Origin of the sequence: Streptomyces sp. NPDC014882 (genome assembly GCF_043081325.1) — a bacterium.
GTDB lineage: Bacteria > Actinomycetota > Actinomycetes > Streptomycetales > Streptomycetaceae > Streptomyces.
This window is the reverse complement of sequence record NZ_JBIBWL010000001.1, coordinates 729,057-747,454: the sequence shown is the minus strand read 5'-3', so window position 1 is coordinate 747,454 and position 18,398 is coordinate 729,057. Positions and strand designations below refer to the sequence as shown.

General features: G+C 73.1%; 16 protein-coding genes. 4 read left to right on the top strand and 12 right to left on the bottom strand.

What is annotated here, in order from left to right:
* Positions 1–147 precede the first annotated feature (147 nt).
* Together ACF09K_RS03335 and fdxA are read right to left on the bottom strand one after the other, a co-directional pair.
* On the bottom strand, positions 148–1,242 hold the full coding sequence (locus ACF09K_RS03335; RefSeq protein ID WP_392240755.1) for a bifunctional succinyldiaminopimelate transaminase/glutamate-prephenate aminotransferase: 1,095 nt from the start codon (positions 1,240–1,242) through the stop codon (positions 148–150).
* Positions 1,243–1,393: 151 nt separating this feature from the next.
* Positions 1,394–1,714 (bottom strand): ferredoxin, encoded by a 321-nt coding sequence (gene fdxA / locus ACF09K_RS03330; RefSeq protein ID WP_130443832.1) that lies wholly within the window; start codon positions 1,712–1,714, stop codon positions 1,394–1,396.
* Positions 1,715–1,854: 140 nt separating this feature from the next.
* On the opposite strand from fdxA, the gene ACF09K_RS03325 reads away from it, so the two are divergent.
* Together ACF09K_RS03325 and ACF09K_RS03320 are read left to right on the top strand one after the other, a co-directional pair.
* The gene (locus tag ACF09K_RS03325) at positions 1,855–2,865 is read left to right on the top strand and encodes a GNAT family N-acetyltransferase (RefSeq protein ID WP_392241026.1); all 1,011 of its coding nucleotides are present in this window, start codon (positions 1,855–1,857) and stop codon (positions 2,863–2,865) included.
* The gene (locus tag ACF09K_RS03320) at positions 2,862–3,695 is read left to right on the top strand and encodes a tetratricopeptide repeat protein (protein WP_392240754.1); all 834 of its coding nucleotides are present in this window, start codon (positions 2,862–2,864) and stop codon (positions 3,693–3,695) included. Before ACF09K_RS03325 ends, ACF09K_RS03320 begins: the two co-directional genes overlap by 4 nt.
* Before the next feature lie 158 nt (positions 3,696–3,853).
* On the opposite strand, the gene ACF09K_RS03315 is transcribed toward ACF09K_RS03320, so the two are convergent.
* From ACF09K_RS03315 to ACF09K_RS03300, 4 genes are all read right to left on the bottom strand, one after another.
* Positions 3,854–6,184, bottom strand: a complete 2,331-nt coding sequence (locus ACF09K_RS03315) for a hypothetical protein (protein WP_392240753.1) — start codon at positions 6,182–6,184, stop codon at positions 3,854–3,856.
* Positions 6,185–6,338: 154 nt separating this feature from the next.
* Positions 6,339–6,749 (bottom strand): DUF6113 family protein, encoded by a 411-nt coding sequence (locus ACF09K_RS03310; protein WP_392240752.1) that lies wholly within the window; start codon positions 6,747–6,749, stop codon positions 6,339–6,341.
* Positions 6,749–7,612 carry an N-acetyl-1-D-myo-inositol-2-amino-2-deoxy-alpha-D-glucopyranoside deacetylase gene (mshB, locus tag ACF09K_RS03305; RefSeq protein ID WP_392240751.1) on the bottom strand — a complete coding sequence of 288 codons (864 nt, stop codon included), beginning with the start codon at positions 7,610–7,612 and terminating at the stop codon, positions 6,749–6,751. Before mshB ends, ACF09K_RS03310 begins: the two co-directional genes overlap by 1 nt.
* 74 nt (positions 7,613–7,686) lie before the next feature.
* Positions 7,687–7,881 carry a hypothetical protein gene (locus ACF09K_RS03300; protein ID WP_055635483.1) on the bottom strand — a complete coding sequence of 65 codons (195 nt, stop codon included), beginning with the start codon at positions 7,879–7,881 and terminating at the stop codon, positions 7,687–7,689.
* Positions 7,882–8,059: 178 nt separating this feature from the next.
* Between ACF09K_RS03300 and ACF09K_RS03295 the strand changes: the two genes are divergently transcribed.
* Positions 8,060–10,219 carry a prolyl oligopeptidase family serine peptidase gene (locus ACF09K_RS03295; protein WP_392240750.1) on the top strand — a complete coding sequence of 720 codons (2,160 nt, stop codon included), beginning with the start codon at positions 8,060–8,062 and terminating at the stop codon, positions 10,217–10,219.
* Between the two features lie 149 nt (positions 10,220–10,368).
* On the opposite strand, the gene ACF09K_RS03290 is transcribed toward ACF09K_RS03295, so the two are convergent.
* The 5 genes from ACF09K_RS03290 to ACF09K_RS03270 are packed head-to-tail and all read right to left on the bottom strand — an operon-like array spanning position 10,369 to position 16,035.
* Positions 10,369–11,472, bottom strand: coding sequence for an ABC transporter ATP-binding protein (locus tag ACF09K_RS03290; RefSeq protein ID WP_392240749.1), 1,104 nt, complete (start codon positions 11,470–11,472; stop codon positions 10,369–10,371).
* Positions 11,453–12,439 carry an ABC transporter ATP-binding protein gene (locus ACF09K_RS03285; RefSeq protein ID WP_392240748.1) on the bottom strand — a complete coding sequence of 329 codons (987 nt, stop codon included), beginning with the start codon at positions 12,437–12,439 and terminating at the stop codon, positions 11,453–11,455. The genes ACF09K_RS03290 and ACF09K_RS03285 overlap by 20 nt, the downstream gene beginning before the upstream one ends.
* Positions 12,440–12,446: 7 nt before the next feature.
* Positions 12,447–13,478, bottom strand: a complete 1,032-nt coding sequence (locus tag ACF09K_RS03280) for an ABC transporter permease (protein ID WP_392241025.1) — start codon at positions 13,476–13,478, stop codon at positions 12,447–12,449.
* Between the two features lie 4 nt (positions 13,479–13,482).
* Complete coding sequence (locus tag ACF09K_RS03275; protein WP_392240747.1) at positions 13,483–14,406, bottom strand: ABC transporter permease; 924 nt, start codon at positions 14,404–14,406, stop codon at positions 13,483–13,485.
* A gap of 6 nt (positions 14,407–14,412) precedes the next feature.
* The gene (locus tag ACF09K_RS03270; protein WP_392240746.1) at positions 14,413–16,035 is read right to left on the bottom strand and encodes an ABC transporter substrate-binding protein; all 1,623 of its coding nucleotides are present in this window, start codon (positions 16,033–16,035) and stop codon (positions 14,413–14,415) included.
* A gap of 268 nt (positions 16,036–16,303) precedes the next feature.
* Here ACF09K_RS03270 and ACF09K_RS03265 point away from each other — a divergent pair, with 268 nt between their 5' ends.
* Complete coding sequence (locus tag ACF09K_RS03265) at positions 16,304–17,047, top strand: class I SAM-dependent methyltransferase (RefSeq protein WP_392240745.1); 744 nt, start codon at positions 16,304–16,306, stop codon at positions 17,045–17,047.
* Positions 17,048–17,261: 214 nt separating this feature from the next.
* On the opposite strand, the gene ACF09K_RS03260 is transcribed toward ACF09K_RS03265, so the two are convergent.
* The gene (locus ACF09K_RS03260) at positions 17,262–18,398 is read right to left on the bottom strand and encodes an ABC transporter ATP-binding protein (protein WP_392240744.1); all 1,137 of its coding nucleotides are present in this window, start codon (positions 18,396–18,398) and stop codon (positions 17,262–17,264) included.

The following is an 18,398-nucleotide window of genomic DNA, read 5'->3' as shown; positions in this document are numbered from 1 at the left end:
CCACCCGGCGCGGCGCGGGACCGCCCGGCGCGACGCGGGGCCGTTCGGCGCGACGCGGCACCACCCGGCGCGGCGCGGGACCGCCCGGCGCGACGCGGGGCTGGTTGGCGCGGCGCGGGACCGCCCGGCGCGACGCGGGTGGCCGCGTCAGGCGAGTCGTTCCGCCGCCGCCCGTACCCGCTCGTCCGTCGCCGTCAGGGCCACCCGTACGTGCCGGCCGCCCGCCGGGCCGTAGAAGTCGCCGGGGGCCACCAGGATGCCGCGCTCGGCCAGGTGGGACACCGTGTCCCAGCAGGACTCGTCCCTCGTGGCCCAGAGGTAGAGGCCGGCCTCGCTGTGGTCGAGGCGGAAGCCGTGGGCGAGGAGTGCCTCGCGCAGGAGGGTGCGGCGGACGGCGTAGCGTTCGCGCTGCTCGTGGACGTGGACGTCGTCGGAGAGGGCCGCCACGACCGCCGCCTGGGTGGGCGCCGACGTCATCATGCCGCCGTGCTTGCGGATCTCCAGGAGCGGGGCGAGGACCTCCGGGTCACCGGCCAGGAAGGCGGCGCGGTAGCCGGCCAGGTTGGAGCGCTTCGACAGGGAGTGCACGGAGACGATCCCGTCGTGGGAGCCTCCGTTGACGTCCGGGTGGAGGACGGAGACCGGGTCGGCCTCCCAGCCCAGTTCGAGGTAGCACTCGTCGGAGAAGACCAGGATGCCGTGCTCGCGGGCCCAGGCCACGGTCCGGGTCAGCTCGGCCTGGGACAGGACCCTGCCGGTCGGGTTGGACGGGGAGTTCAGCCAGAGGAGCCTGATGCCGGTGGGGTCCAGCGCGGTCGGGTCGTCGTAGGCCTCGTACGCGGCACGGGCCAGGCGGGCACCGACCTCGTACGTCGGGTACGCCAGGCGCGGGAAGGCGACCTTGTCGCCGGGACCGAGGCCCAGCTGGGTGGGGAGCCATGCGACCAGTTCCTTGGAGCCGACGACCGGCAGGACGTGCCGGTGGGTGACCCCGCGGGCGCCCAGGCGCCGCTCCAGCCAGCCGGTGATCGCGTCGCGCAGCGCCGGGGTGCCCCAGACCGTCGGGTAGCCCGGGGAGTCCGCCGCGTCGACCAGCGCCTTCCGGATCAGCTCGGGGACCGGGTCGACCGGGGTGCCGACGGAGAGGTCGACGATCCCGCCGGGATGCGCCGCGGCCGTCTTCTTGTACGGCTCCAGCTTGTCCCAGGGGAAGGTGGGAAGGCGGTCGGAAACTGCGGACACGGTGCTCAGCTCGCTCTCTGACGGATAGGGCCCCTGACGGGTGCGGCCCTGCGGCCGCGGCCTTCGGCGGACACGGCAAACGCCCCGGTCCCGCACGGCGATCCGGGACGACCGGACCGTGCGGGACCGAGGCGGCGGACCGCTCGCCCGGTTACCCGGCCTGCGGCGGCAGCGCGGCGATGAAGGGGTGGTCGCGCTCGATCAGACCCAGCTTGCTGGCGCCGCCGGGCGAGCCCAGCTCGTCGAAGAACTCGACGTTCGCCTTGTAGTAGTCCTTCCACTCCTCCGGAGTGTCGTCCTCGTAGAAGATCGCCTCGACCGGGCAGACCGGCTCACAGGCACCGCAGTCGACGCATTCGTCCGGGTGGATGTACAAGGACCGCTGGCCCTCGTAGATGCAGTCGACCGGACACTCCTCGATGCACGCCTTGTCCTTCACGTCGACACAAGGCTGCGCGATGACGTAGGTCACGCTGTCGTTCCTCCTCGATAGGGCGCCGGCGGGCCTCCTCAGGCTCCGCCGCCTGGCGCGCGGGAGCGCGGCGTCGTCGATGCCCGGCTCTAGTATCTCCGTTCTTGGCACTGATCCGAACAGGAGGGGTGGACCAACCTGTGGAAATCTCGGCCACCGGACGTCTCGAGGTTCGCATCACCGCCGCTGACGTGGGCAAACGCGTCTCCGTGCGGTGCTTGAGCGAGGCCGGGGCCACCGGGGGAAAATTCACCGACACGGTGGGTGTTCTCACATCGTGGCACAGCGGCGTGCTGCAGATCACACGGAAGAATGGCGAGAACGTCCGCATCGCGGAGCCCTCGCTGGTCGCCGGGAAGGTCGTCCCGGCCGCTCCGGCCCGCCGCCGGGGGCCGGCCGCCTCCTACGGGGAACTCGCCCGGATCTCGGCGCGGGCCTGGCGGCCCGTGGAGAGCGAGCGGCTCGGCGAGTGGGAGCTGCGCGCCGCCTCCGGCTTCACCCGCCGCGCCAACTCCGTGCTGCCGCTGGGCGATCCGGGCCTGCCCCTCGACGCGGCGCTGGACGCCGTGCGGCGCTGGTACGGCGGCCGGGGCCTGCCCGCCTACCTGCAGACCGCGACCGGGGCCGAGGGCACCCAGGAGCTGCTGTGCGCCGAGCTGGAGCGGCGCGGGTGGGTGCGCGAGGTGACCGCCGAGCTGTGGACCGGGGCACTGGCGCCGGTCGCCGACCGGGCGGGGGCGGAGGCCGGCCGGGTGGTGCTGGCGCGGGAGGCCGACGAGGCCTGGCTGGCCCGGTACCGGCGCAAGGGGGTCGGCGAGGTGGCGCTCAGGGTCCTGGGGTCGGGGCCGTCGGTGTGGTTCGCGTCCGTGCCCGGCGAGGGGGCGGTTCCGGCGGCCGTCGGACGGTGTGTCGTGGACGGGCGGTGGGCCGGGTTCGCGGCGGTCGAGGTCGATCCGGCGCGGCGGCGGCGGGGGCTGGCGACGGTCGTCATGGCCGCGCTGGCGCGCCGGGCGCTGGAGGAGGGCGCGTCGGCGGCCTGGCTCCAGGTCGAGGAGGACAACGCGGGAGCGCGGGCGCTGTACGCCGGTATGGGCTTCGGGGCGCATCACGCCTACCACCACTACCGGGAGCCGGAGGCGGGTGCGTCGTGAGCGGGCTCGAACGCGCGGAGCTGCGGCGCCGGTTCGCCGAGGAGGCCCGGTCCGAGCGGCCCGATCTGTCGCTGCTGTGCCTGCTGGTGGGGGCGGCGGCGGACCGGACGCTGGACGAGGCCGGGATGGACGGCGCGCAGGTCGACCTGGACGCGCTGGCGGGTCGGGTGCCGTTCCGGCCGGGCGGGCCGCTCGCGTGGGCGGCCGCGCTGCGCGAACTGCTCGGCGAGCGGCTCGGCTTCGGCGGCTCCGCGGCGGACTACGAGCGGCTGGAGTCGTCCCTGCTGCACCGGGTGCTGGAGCGTCGGCGGGGGCTGCCCATCCTGCTGTCCGTGGTGTGGATCGAGGTGGCGCGGCGGGCCGGGGCGCCGGTGTACGGCGTCGCCCTGCCGGGGCACTTCGTGGTCGGCTTCGGCCCTCGGGAGGAGCAGGTGCTCGTCGATCCGTTCGACGGGGGCCGGGTGCTGACGGGGCGCGATGCCGAGCTGCTGGTGACGGGGACGACGGGGAGCCCGCTGGAGCCCTCGATGCTGGAACCGGCCGGGACGCTGGACGTCGTACGGCGGATCCTCCGCAACGTCCGGGCGTGGGCCGCCGTCCGGCCGGAGCGGTCGGACGTCGCGCTGTGGGCGGTGGAGCTGGCGCTGCTGCTGCCGTCCCATCCGGCGCGGCTGCGGTACGAGCGGGGACAACTACTGGTGCAGCGCGGGGAGTTCGTACAGGGGGCGGAGGAGATGGAGGAGTACGCGACGCTGGTGGAGGTGGTCGACGAGGCGCTGGCGGAACGGATCCGGCAGGAGGCCCGGGGGGCGCGGGCCCTGCTGAACTGAGCTCCCGGGCCGCGGGGACGGCGAGCCGTGGGAACGGGGGGCGGCGAGGACGGGGCGGCCGGCCTCACCCGAACGCAGGGGTCGGCCGGCCTCGCCCGAACGCCGGGGCACCCGGCGCGGATGCCGCCGGGTGCCCTGCGCGTGTCGTCCGCCCCGGGTCAGCTCGGGTCGGTGTCGATGACCGCGAGCCGGTCCGTCCTGCTCGTCAGGGCCGGGCGCAGGGCGCTGATGACGTCCTGGACCGTGACGGGCGTCTTCTGGCCGGTGCCGCGGGTGATGAGGACGTCGTCGAAGGCGCCGCCGTACAGCTCCTTCAGCGCGGCCTCGTCGTAGCTCTCGACGAGTTTGCCGTCGACGGCCTTGACGCCGAGGAACTTCCACAGGGAGTTCTTCGGGCTCATCGGCACGGAGTGCGCGGCGTCGGTCTGGACGGTGACGTTGCCGGACATCGCCGGTTCGGCGAACTCCTTCATCATCCGGTCGACCTCGGCGTCGGGCACCGTGGGCTGCTTCGTCGTCGTCGGGACCTTCACCGCGGTGGGCGTGCCGGTCTCGACCTGGCCGCGGTAGGCCTCCACGACGGCCGCCTGCGCCTTGGCCGCGTCGATGCCCTTGCCCGCCTTGCCGTACACGGCGACGGCCTTGCCGGACGTGAACTCGATCGTGCCGTCGGTGGCCGAGCCGGAGCCGCCCGCGGCGTTCTCCAGGGCCGCCTGGAGCTTCTCCTCGTCGACCGGCATCACGGGCTCGATCTCGCGGTGCTCGCCGAACAGCGAGCCGATCACCGAGACGGGGTTGTAGTCGCTCCCGGCGGCCGCGTCGACGGTGGCCTGCACGTCGAACTGCAGGCCCGCCTGGTCCGGCTTGAGGGTGACGGTGCCTCCGTCCACGGACAGCTTCAGCGTCTGCTTCACCCGGCTCCCGAAGGCGTCGTCGAGCTTCTTGACGGCGTCGTCGCGGGTGCCGCCGCCGATGTCCACGCCGAGCACGGCGGTGCCCTTGGGCACGTCGGAGTGGTTCATCAGCAGTCCGGCCCCGTAGGCGCCGGCCGCGGCGACCACCACCAGGCCGCCGAGCAGGACCAGCTTGCTGCGGCCCTTCTTCTTTTTCTGCTTCGGGCCGGCCGCGGGCGCCTGCCGCTCGACCGGTTCGGGCGCCTTGGGCGGGGTGTGCGGCAGCGGCCCGTCGGGGTGGCCGCCGGGCGCGAACGGGCCGCCCGGGCCGGGTCCCTGACCGGCCGTGGGAACGACCGGGATGCCACTGGTGACGGTGTGTCCGGAGACGTTGTCGTGCCGGCCGTAGCCGCCGGCGCCGGGCCCGGAGGCCGGCTGCTGCGGGGTGAGGATCGCGGTGTCGTCGCTGAGGCCGCCGCCGGGATGGCGGACGGCGCCCGCGCCGGCGCCCGGAACCGTGCCCGCGGCTCCGCCGTTCATCGGCGGCACCATCGGGCCGTCACCGGTCACCGGGCCGCCGGTGGGCCCGGCGGGGCCCTGCGGGCCGCCCCGGCCCGCTCGGCCGACGGGGCCTTCCGGCCCGTTGAAGTCGTAGGCGGCACCGGGGCCGCCGGCCGGGCCGCTCGGCCCGGGGCGGCCGGTTTGGCCGCTCCCGTTGCCGCTCCCGTTGCCGTCGGCACCGCTCTCGTTGTCGGCGAAGTACCGCAGGTCGTCGGGGCGCGGCTCGGGTCCGCCGCCCTGCCCCGGACCGACCTGTATCCGGCCGCCGCCCTGCCCCGGACGGCCGCCGTTGCCGAGGGGGCCCGCGGCGAGCGCCTCGGTCACGTCGAAGGAACCGGTGCCGCCGCCGTGCCCGGGGGCCACCGGACCGCCGGTGGCACCGGACATGCCGGCGCCGCTGGCACCGCCGGGGCGGGCGGCGCCCGGGGCGCCGGTCGCGCCGCCGGGCCGTCCGGCCGCCGGGCGCGCGCCGCCGGGCGCACCGGCGCCCGCGCCGGGCGCGGGCGGGGCGGAGGGGGCGCCGGGGGGCGTGCCGGGGACCGGGGCGGCCGCCGGGTCGCCGCCGCCCGCGGGGCCGCCCTGACCGCCCTTGGCGGGGCCGGACCTGCGTGGCGCGAACCAGTCGCTGGGCGTCTTCTCCTCGGCCGCCGGCGCGTGGTCGCCGGGCGCCTCGGCGGCGCCGCCGGCTCCCGGACGTCCGGGGGTACCGGTCGCGGGGGCGCCGGACGCGGTGCCGGAGGGGCCCGCGCCCTGCGCGTCGGCGCCGCCGTCGCCCGCGTCGTCCGCCTCGTTGACGGGCTTGCGTACGACGACCGGCGGGATGGGACGCGACCCGGGGATGTTGATCCGGATCCGGGTCGTCAGCGTGGTCTCGGTCTTGCGTTCCTCCGGCCGTGCGGCCGAACGGCCCGCGTCCGGGCCGCCGTCGGACACCATCGGGGTGCCGTAGGGCGGCGTGCCCGAGGGGTAGGCGGCTCCGCCGCGCCCGTTGGACCCGTTGGGCCCGGAGGACGGACTGTCAGTTTCACGACTCAAGGCAGGTTCTCCAGGTTGGCTCCGCCGCCCGCCACGACCTCACGGGCAGCTCGGCGGCGCGCACCACCATACTGGCCACTTATGGCCGGTATCCCATGACCGCCGCCGAAACCGTCACGGGACTCGCACGCCCGTGCCGCGGCGAAGTGGTACGTCACTTGCCAAGTCGGACGCCGTCGCCGACAGGTTGCCGTCCCCAGCCGATGGTGGCGCAGATCACAGCGAGGGCCATGCCGCCGAGCAGGAAGAGGTAGGAACCGCCTCCCGCGGCGAACAGGAAGTCGCCCTCGGGGCGGCCAGCGGTGAGCAGGACGACGGCGATCATCCAGCCGGCGGCGGGCGCGACGGCCCCGGCCCGGCTGCCGAGGGCCCGCGCGCCGCCGAGGAACAGCCCGGCGGCGCCCGCGAGCGCGAGCAGCAGGCCGCCGGGGAACCAGCCGGCCTGCAGGAGCGCCCCGGCCAGCGCGGTGAGGGCGCCGAGGAGCAGGAGCCCGAGGTGGGCGGCGATCCGTGCGCCGGAGGGGCGCCGGAGGGGCTGGGCGAGGAAGGAGCCGGGGCCGGCCATCAGGGCGTCTCCTCGATGCCGGCGAACAGGTCGGTCTCCCGCTCCCGCGTCCGCGGCCCGCGGACGAGTTCGTAGTACTCGGTGGTGAACAGGGGCTGGGCCAGCTCGTTGGAGAGCACGAAGGACCCGCCGTCGGGGGCGACCTCGATCTGGGTGGCGTGCGCGCGCATCGCGGCGGCCTTGGCGGCGGCGTACGCGCGGCCGTCGATCTCGGTGGTGATCCGCTCGTCGTCGACGACGCCGGGTACGTCCGCCACGGCGGCGCTCCGGTCGAAGGGCAGGTCGGGCAGCTCCCGCGCGAGCCGGGCGAAGGCGGCCTCGACGACGGAACGCGGGAGGCGGTTCCAGTACACCTTGGGCACGCTCCAGCCGGCCCGGTCGGCCAGCTCGACGGCCCGCGTGGCGACGCGGTGGGCCTGGATGTGGTCGGGGTGGCCGTAGCCGCCGTGGTCGTCGTAGGTGACGAGGACCTGGGGGCGCAGGGCGAGGATCGTCCCGGCGAGCTCCCCGGCGGCGGCGTCGACGTCGGCCTGCCAGAAGGCGGCGGGGTCGTCGTTGTCGGGCAGGCCCATCATCCCGGAGTCGGCGTACCGCCCGGCGCCGCCGAGCAGCCGGAAGTCACCGACGCCCAGTTCGCCCATGGCGGCGGTGAGTTCACGCAGGCGCCACTCGCCCAGGGCGGCACCGGTGAGGTGCCGCAGCTGCGGCGGGATGACCTCGCCACGCTCGCCGAGGGTGCAGGTGACCAGGGCCACCTGGGCGCCCTCGGCCGCGTACCTGGCCATGGTCGCGCCGTTGTTGATCGACTCGTCGTCCGGGTGCGCGTGCACCAGCAGCAGACGCCGGGCTGGCAGTTCCGTCATGGGGCAACCCTACGAGGCGTGCATGCATCGGCGCCGCAGGGGCAGACGCACGGACGGACGCGGGGTCGCGCCGCTCAGAACTTGATGCTGCCGATCATGCTCGCGACGCTCGTCGTCAGGTCGTTGATCGTCCCCGCCATCGTGGAGGAGGCGAGGTAGAAGCCGAGAAGCATGCAGACAACCGCGTGACCGCCCTTCAGTCCTGACTTCTTGATCAACAAGAAGACGATGATCGCCAGCAGCACCACCGCCGAAATCGAGAGTGCCACGGCGGCTCACCTCCAAGAACCCGGTTACGTGGGGGACGACAGAGCTAGGGAAGCTGTAAATCCGTACAACAGCCAGCAGGTTCATACCCACACAGCGCTAGTGATCATAACTGTCGGTGCGTGCGCATCTCTCGGCGCACAGCCGCACAAGGGGGCGCATGGCCAATATGGTCATGGCATGACGACCGAGTCCGACTCCTTCCCCCGCCGGCACGCCCGGACCCAGCGCTTCACGCTCGGCGCGCCGCGTTCGTTCACGGTGGCGCCCGACGGCTCCCGGGTGGCCTTCCTGCGCTCCTCGGCCGGCGACGACCGCAGCAACGCGCTGTGGGTCCTCGATCCGGCGGACGGCCGGGAGCACCTGGCCGCGGATCCGCGCGTCCTCCTCGGCGGCGGCCCGGAGGACCTCTCCCCCGAGGAGCGGGCGCGCCGCGAGCGCAGCCGGGAAGGGGGCGCCGGGATCGTCGGGTACGCCACCGACACGGCCGTCGAGCTGGCGTCTTTCACCTTGTCGGGGCGGCTTTTCACGGCGGAGCTGCGGGCCGGCACGGCGCGCGGGATCCGCACTCCCGGACCGGTGATCGACCCCCGGCCGTCCCCCGACGGGCGGTTCGTCGCGTACGTCGCGCGGGGTGCCCTGCGGGTCGTGGGCGCCGGGGGCGAGGGCGACGTGGCGCTCGCCGAGCCGGAGTCGGAGGGGGTTTCGTACGGATTGGCCGAGTTCGTCGCGGCGGAGGAAATGGGCCGTTCGCGGGGGTTCTGGTGGGCTCCGGAGTCCGACCGGCTGCTGGTGGCGCGGGTGGACGACACGCCGGTGGAGCGCTGGTGGATCTCCGATCCGTCCCAGCCGAAACGTGAGCCACGACACGTCCCGTATCCGGCTGCCGGGACGGCCAACGCCGACGTGCGGCTGTTCGTGCTCGGTCTCGACGGGGTGCGCACGGAGGTCGTCTGGGACCGGGCACGCTACCCGTACCTGGCGCGAGTGCACTGGTCAGCGGCGGGTGCCCCCCTGCTGCTCGTCCAGGCGCGCGACCAGCGCAGCCAGCTGTACCTCGCGGTCGACACCGCCTCCGGGGCGACCCGGATGGTGCACGCCGACGAGGATCCGATTTGGCTTGATCTTTTCCCCGGGGTGCCCTGCTGGAGCCCCTCCGGGCAGCTGGTGCGCATCGCCGACGAGGGCGGCGCCCGGGTCCTCGCGGTCGGCGAACGCCCGCTGACGGGAGCCGCGTTGCACGTCCGCGCCGTACTGGACGTGACGGCCGACGACGTGCTGGTCGCGGCCTCGGCCGGGGAGTCCGCGGAGCTCCCCGAGATCGGCGAGGTGCACGTCTACCGCGTCAACGAACTCGGTGTGGAGCGCGTGTCCGACGAGCCGGGCGTGCACTCGGCGGTGCGGGCCGGGGGCGTGACCGTCCTGGTCTCGGCGACCCCGGACCGGCCCGGGAGCCGGGTGCGGGTGCTGCGGGAGGGCGGCCGCAGGGAGGCGGGGGCGGCTCCGGGCGGGGGCCGGGGGGCGGCGGTCACCGTCCGGTCGTACGCGGAGGATCCCGGCCTCTCGCCCCGCGTGACCCTCACCCAGGGGGGCGCACGGCGCATCCCGTGCGCCGTGCTTATGCCTACGGACTACCCCGGTGACACCTCGCTCCCGGTCCTGCTGGACCCCTACGGCGGCCCGCACGGGTCCCGCGTGCTCGCCGCGCACAACGCCCACCTCACCTCGCAGTGGTTCGCCGACCAGGGGTTCGCGGTGGTCGTCGCCGACGGGCGGGGCACGCCGGGGCGCTCACCGGCCTGGGAGAAGGCGGTCAGGGACGATCTGGCGGCCGTCGTGCTCCAGGACCAGGTCGACGCCCTCCAGGCGCTGGCCGCCGACTTCCCGCTCGATCTGAGCCGGGTCGCCGTCCGCGGCTGGTCCTTCGGCGGTTATCTGGCGGCGCTCGCGGTGCTGCGCCGGCCCGACGTGTTCCACGCGGCGGTGGTCGGCGCCCCGGTCACCGACCTGCGCCTGTACGACACCCACTACCAGGAGCGCTACCTCGGGCACCCCGGGCAGCGGCCGGAGGTCTACCGCCGGAACTCCCTGGTGGACGACGCGGGACTGGTCGACGCCGCCGAACCGGCCCGTCCGATGATGATCATCCACGGCCTCGCCGACGACAACGTGGTGGTCGCCCATTCCCTGCGGCTGTCCTCGGCCCTGCTCGCCGCCGGCCGCCCGCACGAGGTCCTGCCGCTGGCCGGCGTCACGCACATGACCCCCCAGGAGACGGTCGCCGAGAACCTGCTCCGCCTCCAACTGGACTTCCTGCGCCGCTCCCTGGGCCTGGCCTAGGCACGGCAACGGGCCGGGAGACATGGCGCTCCCGGCCCGTTTCACGGCACCCGCACGGCCGTACGCCGTTCAGCGTGACGTGTCCGTATATCGGAATCGCGTCGGTCGAGTTGCCTGCGTGTTAACGCGGTTGCGGCTTATATGCGCACCTATGTCCCCTCTTTCCCGTGATCTTCCCGGGTCCCCTCGGGCGGCACCACCCGCTTCTCCTCCGCGAAGTGGCAGGCGGAGTCGTGGGCCGCGGGGCCGCCCGTGTGGCGGAACTCCGCCGGGACGGCCAGGGCCGGCACCTCCCGGGCGCACCGCTCCCGCGCCTTCCAGCAGCGGGTGCGGAAGCGGCAGCCGGAGGGGATGTCCGTCGGCGAGGGCACGTCCCCGGAGAGGATGATCCGTTCCCGGTGCTCGCGCGCCTCCGGATCCGGCACGGGCACCGCGGAGAGCAGTGCCTGGGTGTACGGGTGGGTGGGGTGGTCGTAGATCTCGGCGTCCCGGCCGGTCTCCACGATCCGTCCGAGGTACATCACCCCGACCCGGTCGGAGATGTGCCGGACGATCGACAGGTCGTGCGCGATGAAGACGTACGAGAGGTCGAACTCGCTCTGGAGGCTCGCCAGCAGGTTGACGACCTGCGCCTGCACGGACACGTCGAGGGCGGACACCGGCTCGTCGGCGACGATCACCTCGGGGCGCAGGGCGAGTCCCCGCGCGATGCCGATGCGCTGGCGCTGGCCGCCGGAGAACTGGTGCGGGTAGCGGTTGATGTACTCGGGGTTGAGGCCGACCACGTCCAGCAGGTCCTGGACCTTCCTGCGCCGGTCGCCCTTGGGCGCCACCTCGGGGTGGATCTCGTACGGCTCCCCGATGATGTCGCCCACCGTCATGCGGGGGTTGAGGGAGGTGTACGGGTCCTGGAAGACCATCTGGATGTTGCGGCGCACGGCCCGCAGGGCCTTCCCCGACAGCCGGGTGATGTCGTCGCCCTTGTAGCGGATCGTCCCGCCCGTCGGCTTCTCCAGGTTGACCAGCATCTTGGCGACCGTGGACTTGCCGCAGCCGGACTCCCCCACGATGCCGAGGGTCTCGCCGCGGCGGAGGGTGAAGTCGACGCCGTCGACGGCCCTGACCGCGCCGACCTGCTTCTTGAAGAGGACGCCCCGGGTGAGCGGGTAGTGCTTGACGAGCCCGGTCACCTCGAGGATCGGCTCGGCCGACGTGACGGCCGGGGCGGCCGTGTCAGCCGGGGTACTGGCCATGCAGGCACTCCCTCCAGAAGTGGCAGGCGCTGCCCCGCTCCTCGTCCACCTCGTACAGCGGCGGCTCGTCGGTGCGGCACACGTCCCGGGCCATCGGGCAGCGCGGGTGGAAGGCGCAGCCCGGCGGGATGTGCATGAGGTTGGGCGGCAGTCCCTTGATGGCGTACAGCTCCCGGCCCTTCTGGTCCAGGCGCGGGATGGAGTCGAGCAGGCCGCGGGTGTAGGGGTGGGCGGGCGCCTTGTAGATGTCGTGGACGGGCGCCGACTCCACGATCCGGCCCGCGTACATCACGGCGATGCGGTCGGCGACGTCGGCGACCACGCCGAGGTCGTGGGTGATCAGGACGAGCCCCATGCGCAGCTCGCGCTGCAGCTCCGCGAGCAGGTCCATGACCTGCGCCTGGACGGTGACGTCGAGGGCGGTGGTCGGCTCGTCCGCGATGATCAGCGCGGGTTCCAGGGCCATCGCCATCGCGATCATGATGCGCTGGCGCATGCCGCCGGAGAACTGGTGCGGGTACTGCCGGACCCGCTCCTTCGCCGCCGGGATGCGGACCCGGTCCATCAGCTCGACGGCCCGGGCGCGGGCGTCCTTCTTCGACATGCCGCGGTGCACGACGAACATCTCGCCGAGTTGGTCGCCCACGGAGAGGACGGGGTTGAGCGAGGACAGCGCGTCCTGGAAGATCATCGCCATTCCGGCGCCCCGGACCTTGCGGCGCTCGTCCTCCTTGAGGGGCAGCAGGTCCCGGCCCTGGAAGAGGATCTGGCCGCCGGTGATCCGGCCGGGCGGGACGTCCAGGATGCCCATGACGGCCTGGGCGGTGACGGACTTGCCGGAGCCGGACTCCCCCAGCACGGCGAGGGTCTCGCCCGCGTCGACGCCGTAGGTGACGCCGTTGACGGCCTTGGCGATCCCGTCGCGGGTGCGGAACTCCACGTGCAGGTCGCGTACTTCGAGCAGCATGCGGTGCTCACCTCAGCTTGGGGTCGAGGGCGTCGCGCACCGCGTCGCCGAGCATGATGAACGCCAGCACGGTGAGCGCCAGGGCGCCGGAGGGCCACAGCAGCGCGTGCGGCGCGTTGCGGATGTACGGCGAGGCGGCGGAGATGTCGATGCCCCAGGAGACGGTCGGCGGCTTCAGGCCGACCCCGAGGTAGGACAGGGTGGCCTCCAGGGCGATGTACGTGCCGAGCGCGATGGTCGCCACGACGATCACGGGGGCGACGGCGTTGGGCGTGATGTGCCGCAGCAGCATGCGGGAGTGGGAGGCGCCGAGGGCCCGCGCGGCCTGGACGTAGTCGTTCTGCTTGGCGGTGATGACCGAGCCGCGGGCGATGCGGGAGATCTGCGGCCAGCCGAGCAGCACCATGAACCCGATGACGGGCCAGACGGTGTTGCTGGTGACCACGGAGAGCAGGACCAGGCCGCCGAGGACGACCGGGATGGCGAAGAAGATGTCGGTGATCCGGGACAGGACCGAGTCCCACGTCCCGCCGAAGAAGCCGGCGAGCCCGCCGAGGACGCTGCCGAACAGGGCGACGCCGAGGGTGGCCAGGACGCCGACCGTGACGGACGTGCGGGCGCCGTAGACGGTGCGGGTGTACACGTTGCAGCCCTGGCCGTCGTAGCCGAACGGGGCGCCCGGCTGGGAGCCCTCCTGGGCCTTGGCGAGGTCGCACTTCAGGGGGGAGCCGGAGGCGATCGCCGAGGGCCACAGGGAGATGAACACCAGGAAGAGGATGACCAGGGCGGAGACGATGAAGACCGGGTTGCGGCGCAGGTCGCGCCAGGCGTCGGACCACAGGGAGCGGGCCCGTTCGCCGGAGGCGGCCGATGTGTCCGGCTCCCCGGGGCCGGTGCCGTCCGGGCCGGGCGCCTTCTCCAGGGTCTCGCCCTCGGAGGTGGCGAGGTCCATCGCGCCGCCCATGCCCGTCGCGGCGACGGCGCCGTCCTCCTCCGGGGCGTGGCCCCCGCCGGAGGGCGGGCGGGGCTCCGGCGGCATCGGTTCAGGCATAGCGGATCCTCGGGTCGAGTACGGCGTACAGGAGGTCGACGAGCAGGTTGGCCACCAGGAAGACCAGGACGAGGACGGTCACGAAGCCGACGACGGTCTGGGTGTTCTGACGGAGGATGCCCTGGTAGAGCTGGAAGCCGACGCCGTGGATGTTGAAGATGCGCTCGGTGACGATCGCGCCGCCCATCAGGGCGCCGATGTCGGTGCCGATGAAGGTGACGACGGGGATGAGCGAGTTGCGCAGCAGGTGGCGGGTGACGACGCGGCGCCTCGGCAGGCCCTTGGCGACGGCCGTGCGGACGTAGTCGGACCGTCTGTTCTCCGCGATGGAGGTGCGGGTCAGGCGGGTGACGTAGGCCAGGGAGACGCTCGCCAGGACCAGGCCCGGCACGATCAGCTCGCCGAACGCGGCGTCCGGGGACACCGACGGTTTGATCCAGCCCCACTCGACGCCGAGCAGCAGCTGGAGCAGCAGGCCGGTGACGAAGGTGGGGACGGAGATCACGACGAGGGTGACGAGCAGGACGCCGGTGTCGACGGGGTGGCCGCGGCGCAGGCCGGTGACGACCCCGAGGGTGATGCCGATGACGATCTCGAAGAGGATCGCCACGATCGTCAGCCGGATGGTGACGGGGAACGCCGAGGCCATCAGCTCGGTGACCGGCTGGCCGTTGAACGCCGTCCCGAAGTCGCCGGTGAAGACGTTCCCCATGTAGGTCAGGTACTGCTGCCAGACCGGCTTGTCGAGGCCGAACTCCCTCTTCAGCTGGGCGGCGGTGGCGGGGTCGCACTGCCGGTCGCCGCAGAGGCCCGCGATGGGGTCGCCCATCACGTTGACCATCAGGAAGATCAGCAGCGTGGCCCCGACGAACACCGGGATCATCTGGAGGAGGCGCCGGATCACGTACCGCCCCATGGCGGGTCAGCTGACCTTGATCTCGTCGTAGACCGGGACGGAGAACGGGTTGAGTTTGACGTTCGAGAGGCGCTCCGCGTAGCCGGCGCTGCCGTTCTGGTACCAGAGCGGGATGGCGGCCATGTTGTCCCGGACGACCTCCTCGGCCTGCTGGAACGTCTCGACGGCCTTGCCGGTGTCGGTCTCGGCGTTGGCCTTGTCCACGAGGTCGTCGAACTCCTTGTTCGACCACTTTCCGTCGTTGGAGGAGGCGTTGGTGTAGTAGAGCGGCTGGAGGAAGTTCTGGATGAGCGGGTAGTCCATCTGCCACCCCGCCCGGAACGGGCCGGCCATCTTCCGGTCGCCGATCTGGCTGCGGAAGTCGGCGAAGGTGCCGACGGGGTTGCCGACGCAGGCCTTGTCGTTGCCGAGGGCGTTGTTGATGGAGTTGCAGACGGCGTCGACCCACTGCTTGTGGGAGCCGGTGTCCGCGTTGTACGTGATCTTGACCTGGCCGCCGGGGAGGCCGCCGCCCTCCTGGATGAGCTTCTTGGCCTCGGCCGGGTCGTAGTCGCAGGCGTCCCCGCACAGGCCCTCCTTGAAGCCGCCGTCCTCGCCGAGCACCGGTGAGGTCCAGTCGGTGGCGGGGGTGCGGGTCTTCTGGAAGATCGTCTCGGTGATCTGCTCGCGGTCGATGGCGCGCGACAGGCCGGTGCGGACCTTGTCCGAGCCGCTCCGGTTCCACTGGGGGTCGTAGAACGGGAAGGCGAGGGTCTGGAGGATGCCGGCGGGGGTGTTGAGGTAGCGGTCGCCCAGGTCGTTCTTGACGTTCTTGAGCTGGGCCGCGGGCACGTCGTCGACCAGGTCGAGGTTGCCGGCCAGCAGGTCGGTGTAGGCGGTGTTGTTGTCGGTGTAGACCTTCAGGTCCACGCCGCCGTTCTGCGCCGCGTCGTCGCCGGGGTAGTCCGCCCACTTGCGCAGGCTCATCTGGGAGCCCTTGGTGTAGGAGTCGACGGCGTAGGGGCCGTTGCCGACCGGCTTGGCCAGCCAGCCGGCGTGGTCGGTGAAGAAGGCCTGGGGCAGCGGGGCGTAGGCGGGGTAGCCGAGGGTGTCGGGGAAGGTCGAGAACTTCTGGTTGAGCTTGACGGTGAAGGTCTTGTCGTCGACGACCTTCAGCCCCGAGAGGGTGTCGGCGGTCTGCTTGCTCCCGTCCTCGGGGTGCGTCTTGTCGTAGCCCTCGATGTAACCGAAGAAGTAGGCGTTCTTCTGGTTGTTCTTCAGGCCGGCGCCGTAGTTCCAGGCGTCGACGAAGGACTTGGCGGTGACCTTCTCGCCGTTGCTGAAGGTCCAGCCGTCCTTGATCGTGACGGTGAAGTTCTGCGAGTCCGAGGTCTCGATCTTCTCGGCGAGCATGTCCTCGGCCTTGCCGGTCTCCGGGTCGTACTTCTTCAGGCCCCGGAAGATCATGTCGAGGACCTTGCCGCCCTGCACCTCGTTGGTGTTGGCCGGCTCCAGGGGGTTCTGCGGGTCGCCCCACGAGGAGCTGAGCACCGCGCCGCTGTCGCCCCCGCTGCCGCCCCCGCAGGCCGTCGCCGTGAGGGCTACGGCCGCCGCGCATGCGGCCCACCTGGCGTGCGTGGCTCCACGCATGGATGCCTCCTCTTGACCGCGCCTCACCTGAGCGCCGTGCCGTCGGTGTCGACGTCCGTATCGACGTACTGATCCTTTATCAGCCAATATCGATGCAAAAGGTTCATGCCGCACATGCGCGCCACCCGTCCGGGTGCCGGACCTCCGGGGACCGGACCCCAGGGAACCGCGGGCGGCGGGTGGCCGATGGCGGGCGGCGGGCGGCCGCACCGGCCCGCCGCGGTTCGCGGTTCCGCGCCCCGCCCCCTCCGGCGGGCAGACTCTCCGCATGGTCGATGCCTCTTTCGGCGATCTCGAACTCGCCGCGCTGTACGACGGCCTCAACCCCTGGGGGCCGGACGACGACTTCTACCTGGAACTGGTGCGAGGGGCCGGGGCCGTCCTCGACGTGGGCTGCGGCACGGGGCGGTTGCTCGCCCGGGCGCGGGAGACCGGACACCGGGGGCGGCTCACCGGGCTCGACCCGGCGGCCGCGATGCTCGTGCAGGCCCGGCGGCGGGCCGTGGACGTGGAGTGGGTGCTCGGGGACCTCGACTCCACGCGCCGGCAGGAGGAGTTCGACCTCGTCGTGATGACGGGGCACGCGTTCCAGGAGCTGGTGGCCGACGAGACGCTGCGCCGCGCCCTCGCCGCCGTACGGGCGGCCCTCGTCCCCGGCGGGCGGTTCGTGTTCGAGACCCGCAATCCGGCGGCGCGGGCCTGGGACCGGTGGACACCGGACCGGATCCACCGGACGACCGCGGCGGACGGCACCCCGGTCCGGCTGCGGCACGAGGTGCTCCACCCGGTCGTCGGGGACCGGGTGACCTTCACCGGGACCTTCGAGAGCCCGCTCCTGCCGCGGCCCAGGGTGACCCGCAACACCCTCAGGTTCCTCGGCGCGGACGGGCTCGACCGGTTCCTCGCGGAAGCCGGCCTCACCGTACGGCGGCGCTACGGCGACTGGCGGCGGGGGCCGCTGACCCCCGCCTCCCCCGAGATCATCACCGTCGCGGAGCGCGGCGGGGGGTGAGGGGCGGGTGAGCGGCGGCACGCCGGGGCGACCGGGCGCCGCCGGCACCGCCCCGGGGTCCGACCGGCCGCCACCGGCACCGGCGCGGCCCCGGCGACCCGGCCGGCCGTCTGCGTCCGCGCCGGACGGCCGGCCGGGAACGGGTCGTGGCAGCCGAACGGCCGGCCTGCGGCGGACTGTCACCGCCGCACGGCCGGCCGAGCGGGAGAAGGGGTCACTTCTTGTCGGCGGGACCGCCCTCGGCGTCGTTCTCCAGCGCCTTGAGCGCCGGGTCGAGGACGACGTCCTCGTCGCGGGCCTCGGTGGTCGGGTCCTCCGGGAAGTGGCAGGCCGTCAGGTGGCCGGCCAGGTTGCCGGAGAGCTGGACGAGCGGCGGCTCCTCCGTCGCGCACTTGTCCTGCGCCTTCCAGCAGCGGGTGCGGAAGCGGCAGCCGGACGGCGGGTGGATCGGCGAGGGCACGTCGCCGGAGAGCCGGATCCGCTCGCGGGCGGGGCCCTCGCCCTCGATCTCCACCTCGGGGACCGCGGAGAGGAGGGCGTGGGTGTACGGGTGCCGGGGCCGGTTGTAGAGGGAGTCGCGGTCGCCGACCTCGACGATCTTGCCGAGGTACATCACGGCGAGGCGCTGCGAGAAGTGCCGCACGACCGCCAGGTCGTGGGCGATGAAGAGGAAGGCGATGCCCATCTCTTCCTGGACCTTCTGCAGCAGGTTGACCACCTGCGCCTGGATCGACACGTCCAGCGCCGAGACCGGCTCGTCGGCGACGATCAGCTTCGGGTTCAGGGAGAGCGCGCGGGCCACCCCGATGCGCTGGCGCTGGCCGCCGGAGAACTCGTGCGGGAAGCGGTTGTAGTGCTCGGGGTTGAGGCCGACCAGCTCCAGCAGCTCCCGGACCTTCTTCTCCCGGCCTCCCGGCGGGTCGATCCCGTTGACCTCCATCGGCGACTTGATGATCGTGCCGACCGTCTGGCGCGGGTTCAGCGAGGAGTACGGGTCCTGGAAGATCATCTGGATCTCGGACCGCACGGGCGCGATCTGCCGCCGGGAGGCGTGCGTGATGTCCTGCCCGGCGTACGTGATCTTCCCGCCGGTCGGTTCCAGCAGCCGGGTGATGAGCCGGCCCGTGGTCGACTTGCCGCAGCCCGACTCGCCGACCAGGCCGACGCTCTCGCCGACGCCGACGGTCAGGTCGACGCCGTCGACGGCCTGGACCGCACCGACCTTCCGCTTGATCGGGAAGCCGCCGTAGATGGGGAAGTGCTTGGTCAGACCCTCGACCTGCAGCAGCGTCTCGGCGGACGGCGTGTCGGTCGGTCCCTGCTGTGTGGGGAGGGTGAGGTTGTCGCTCAT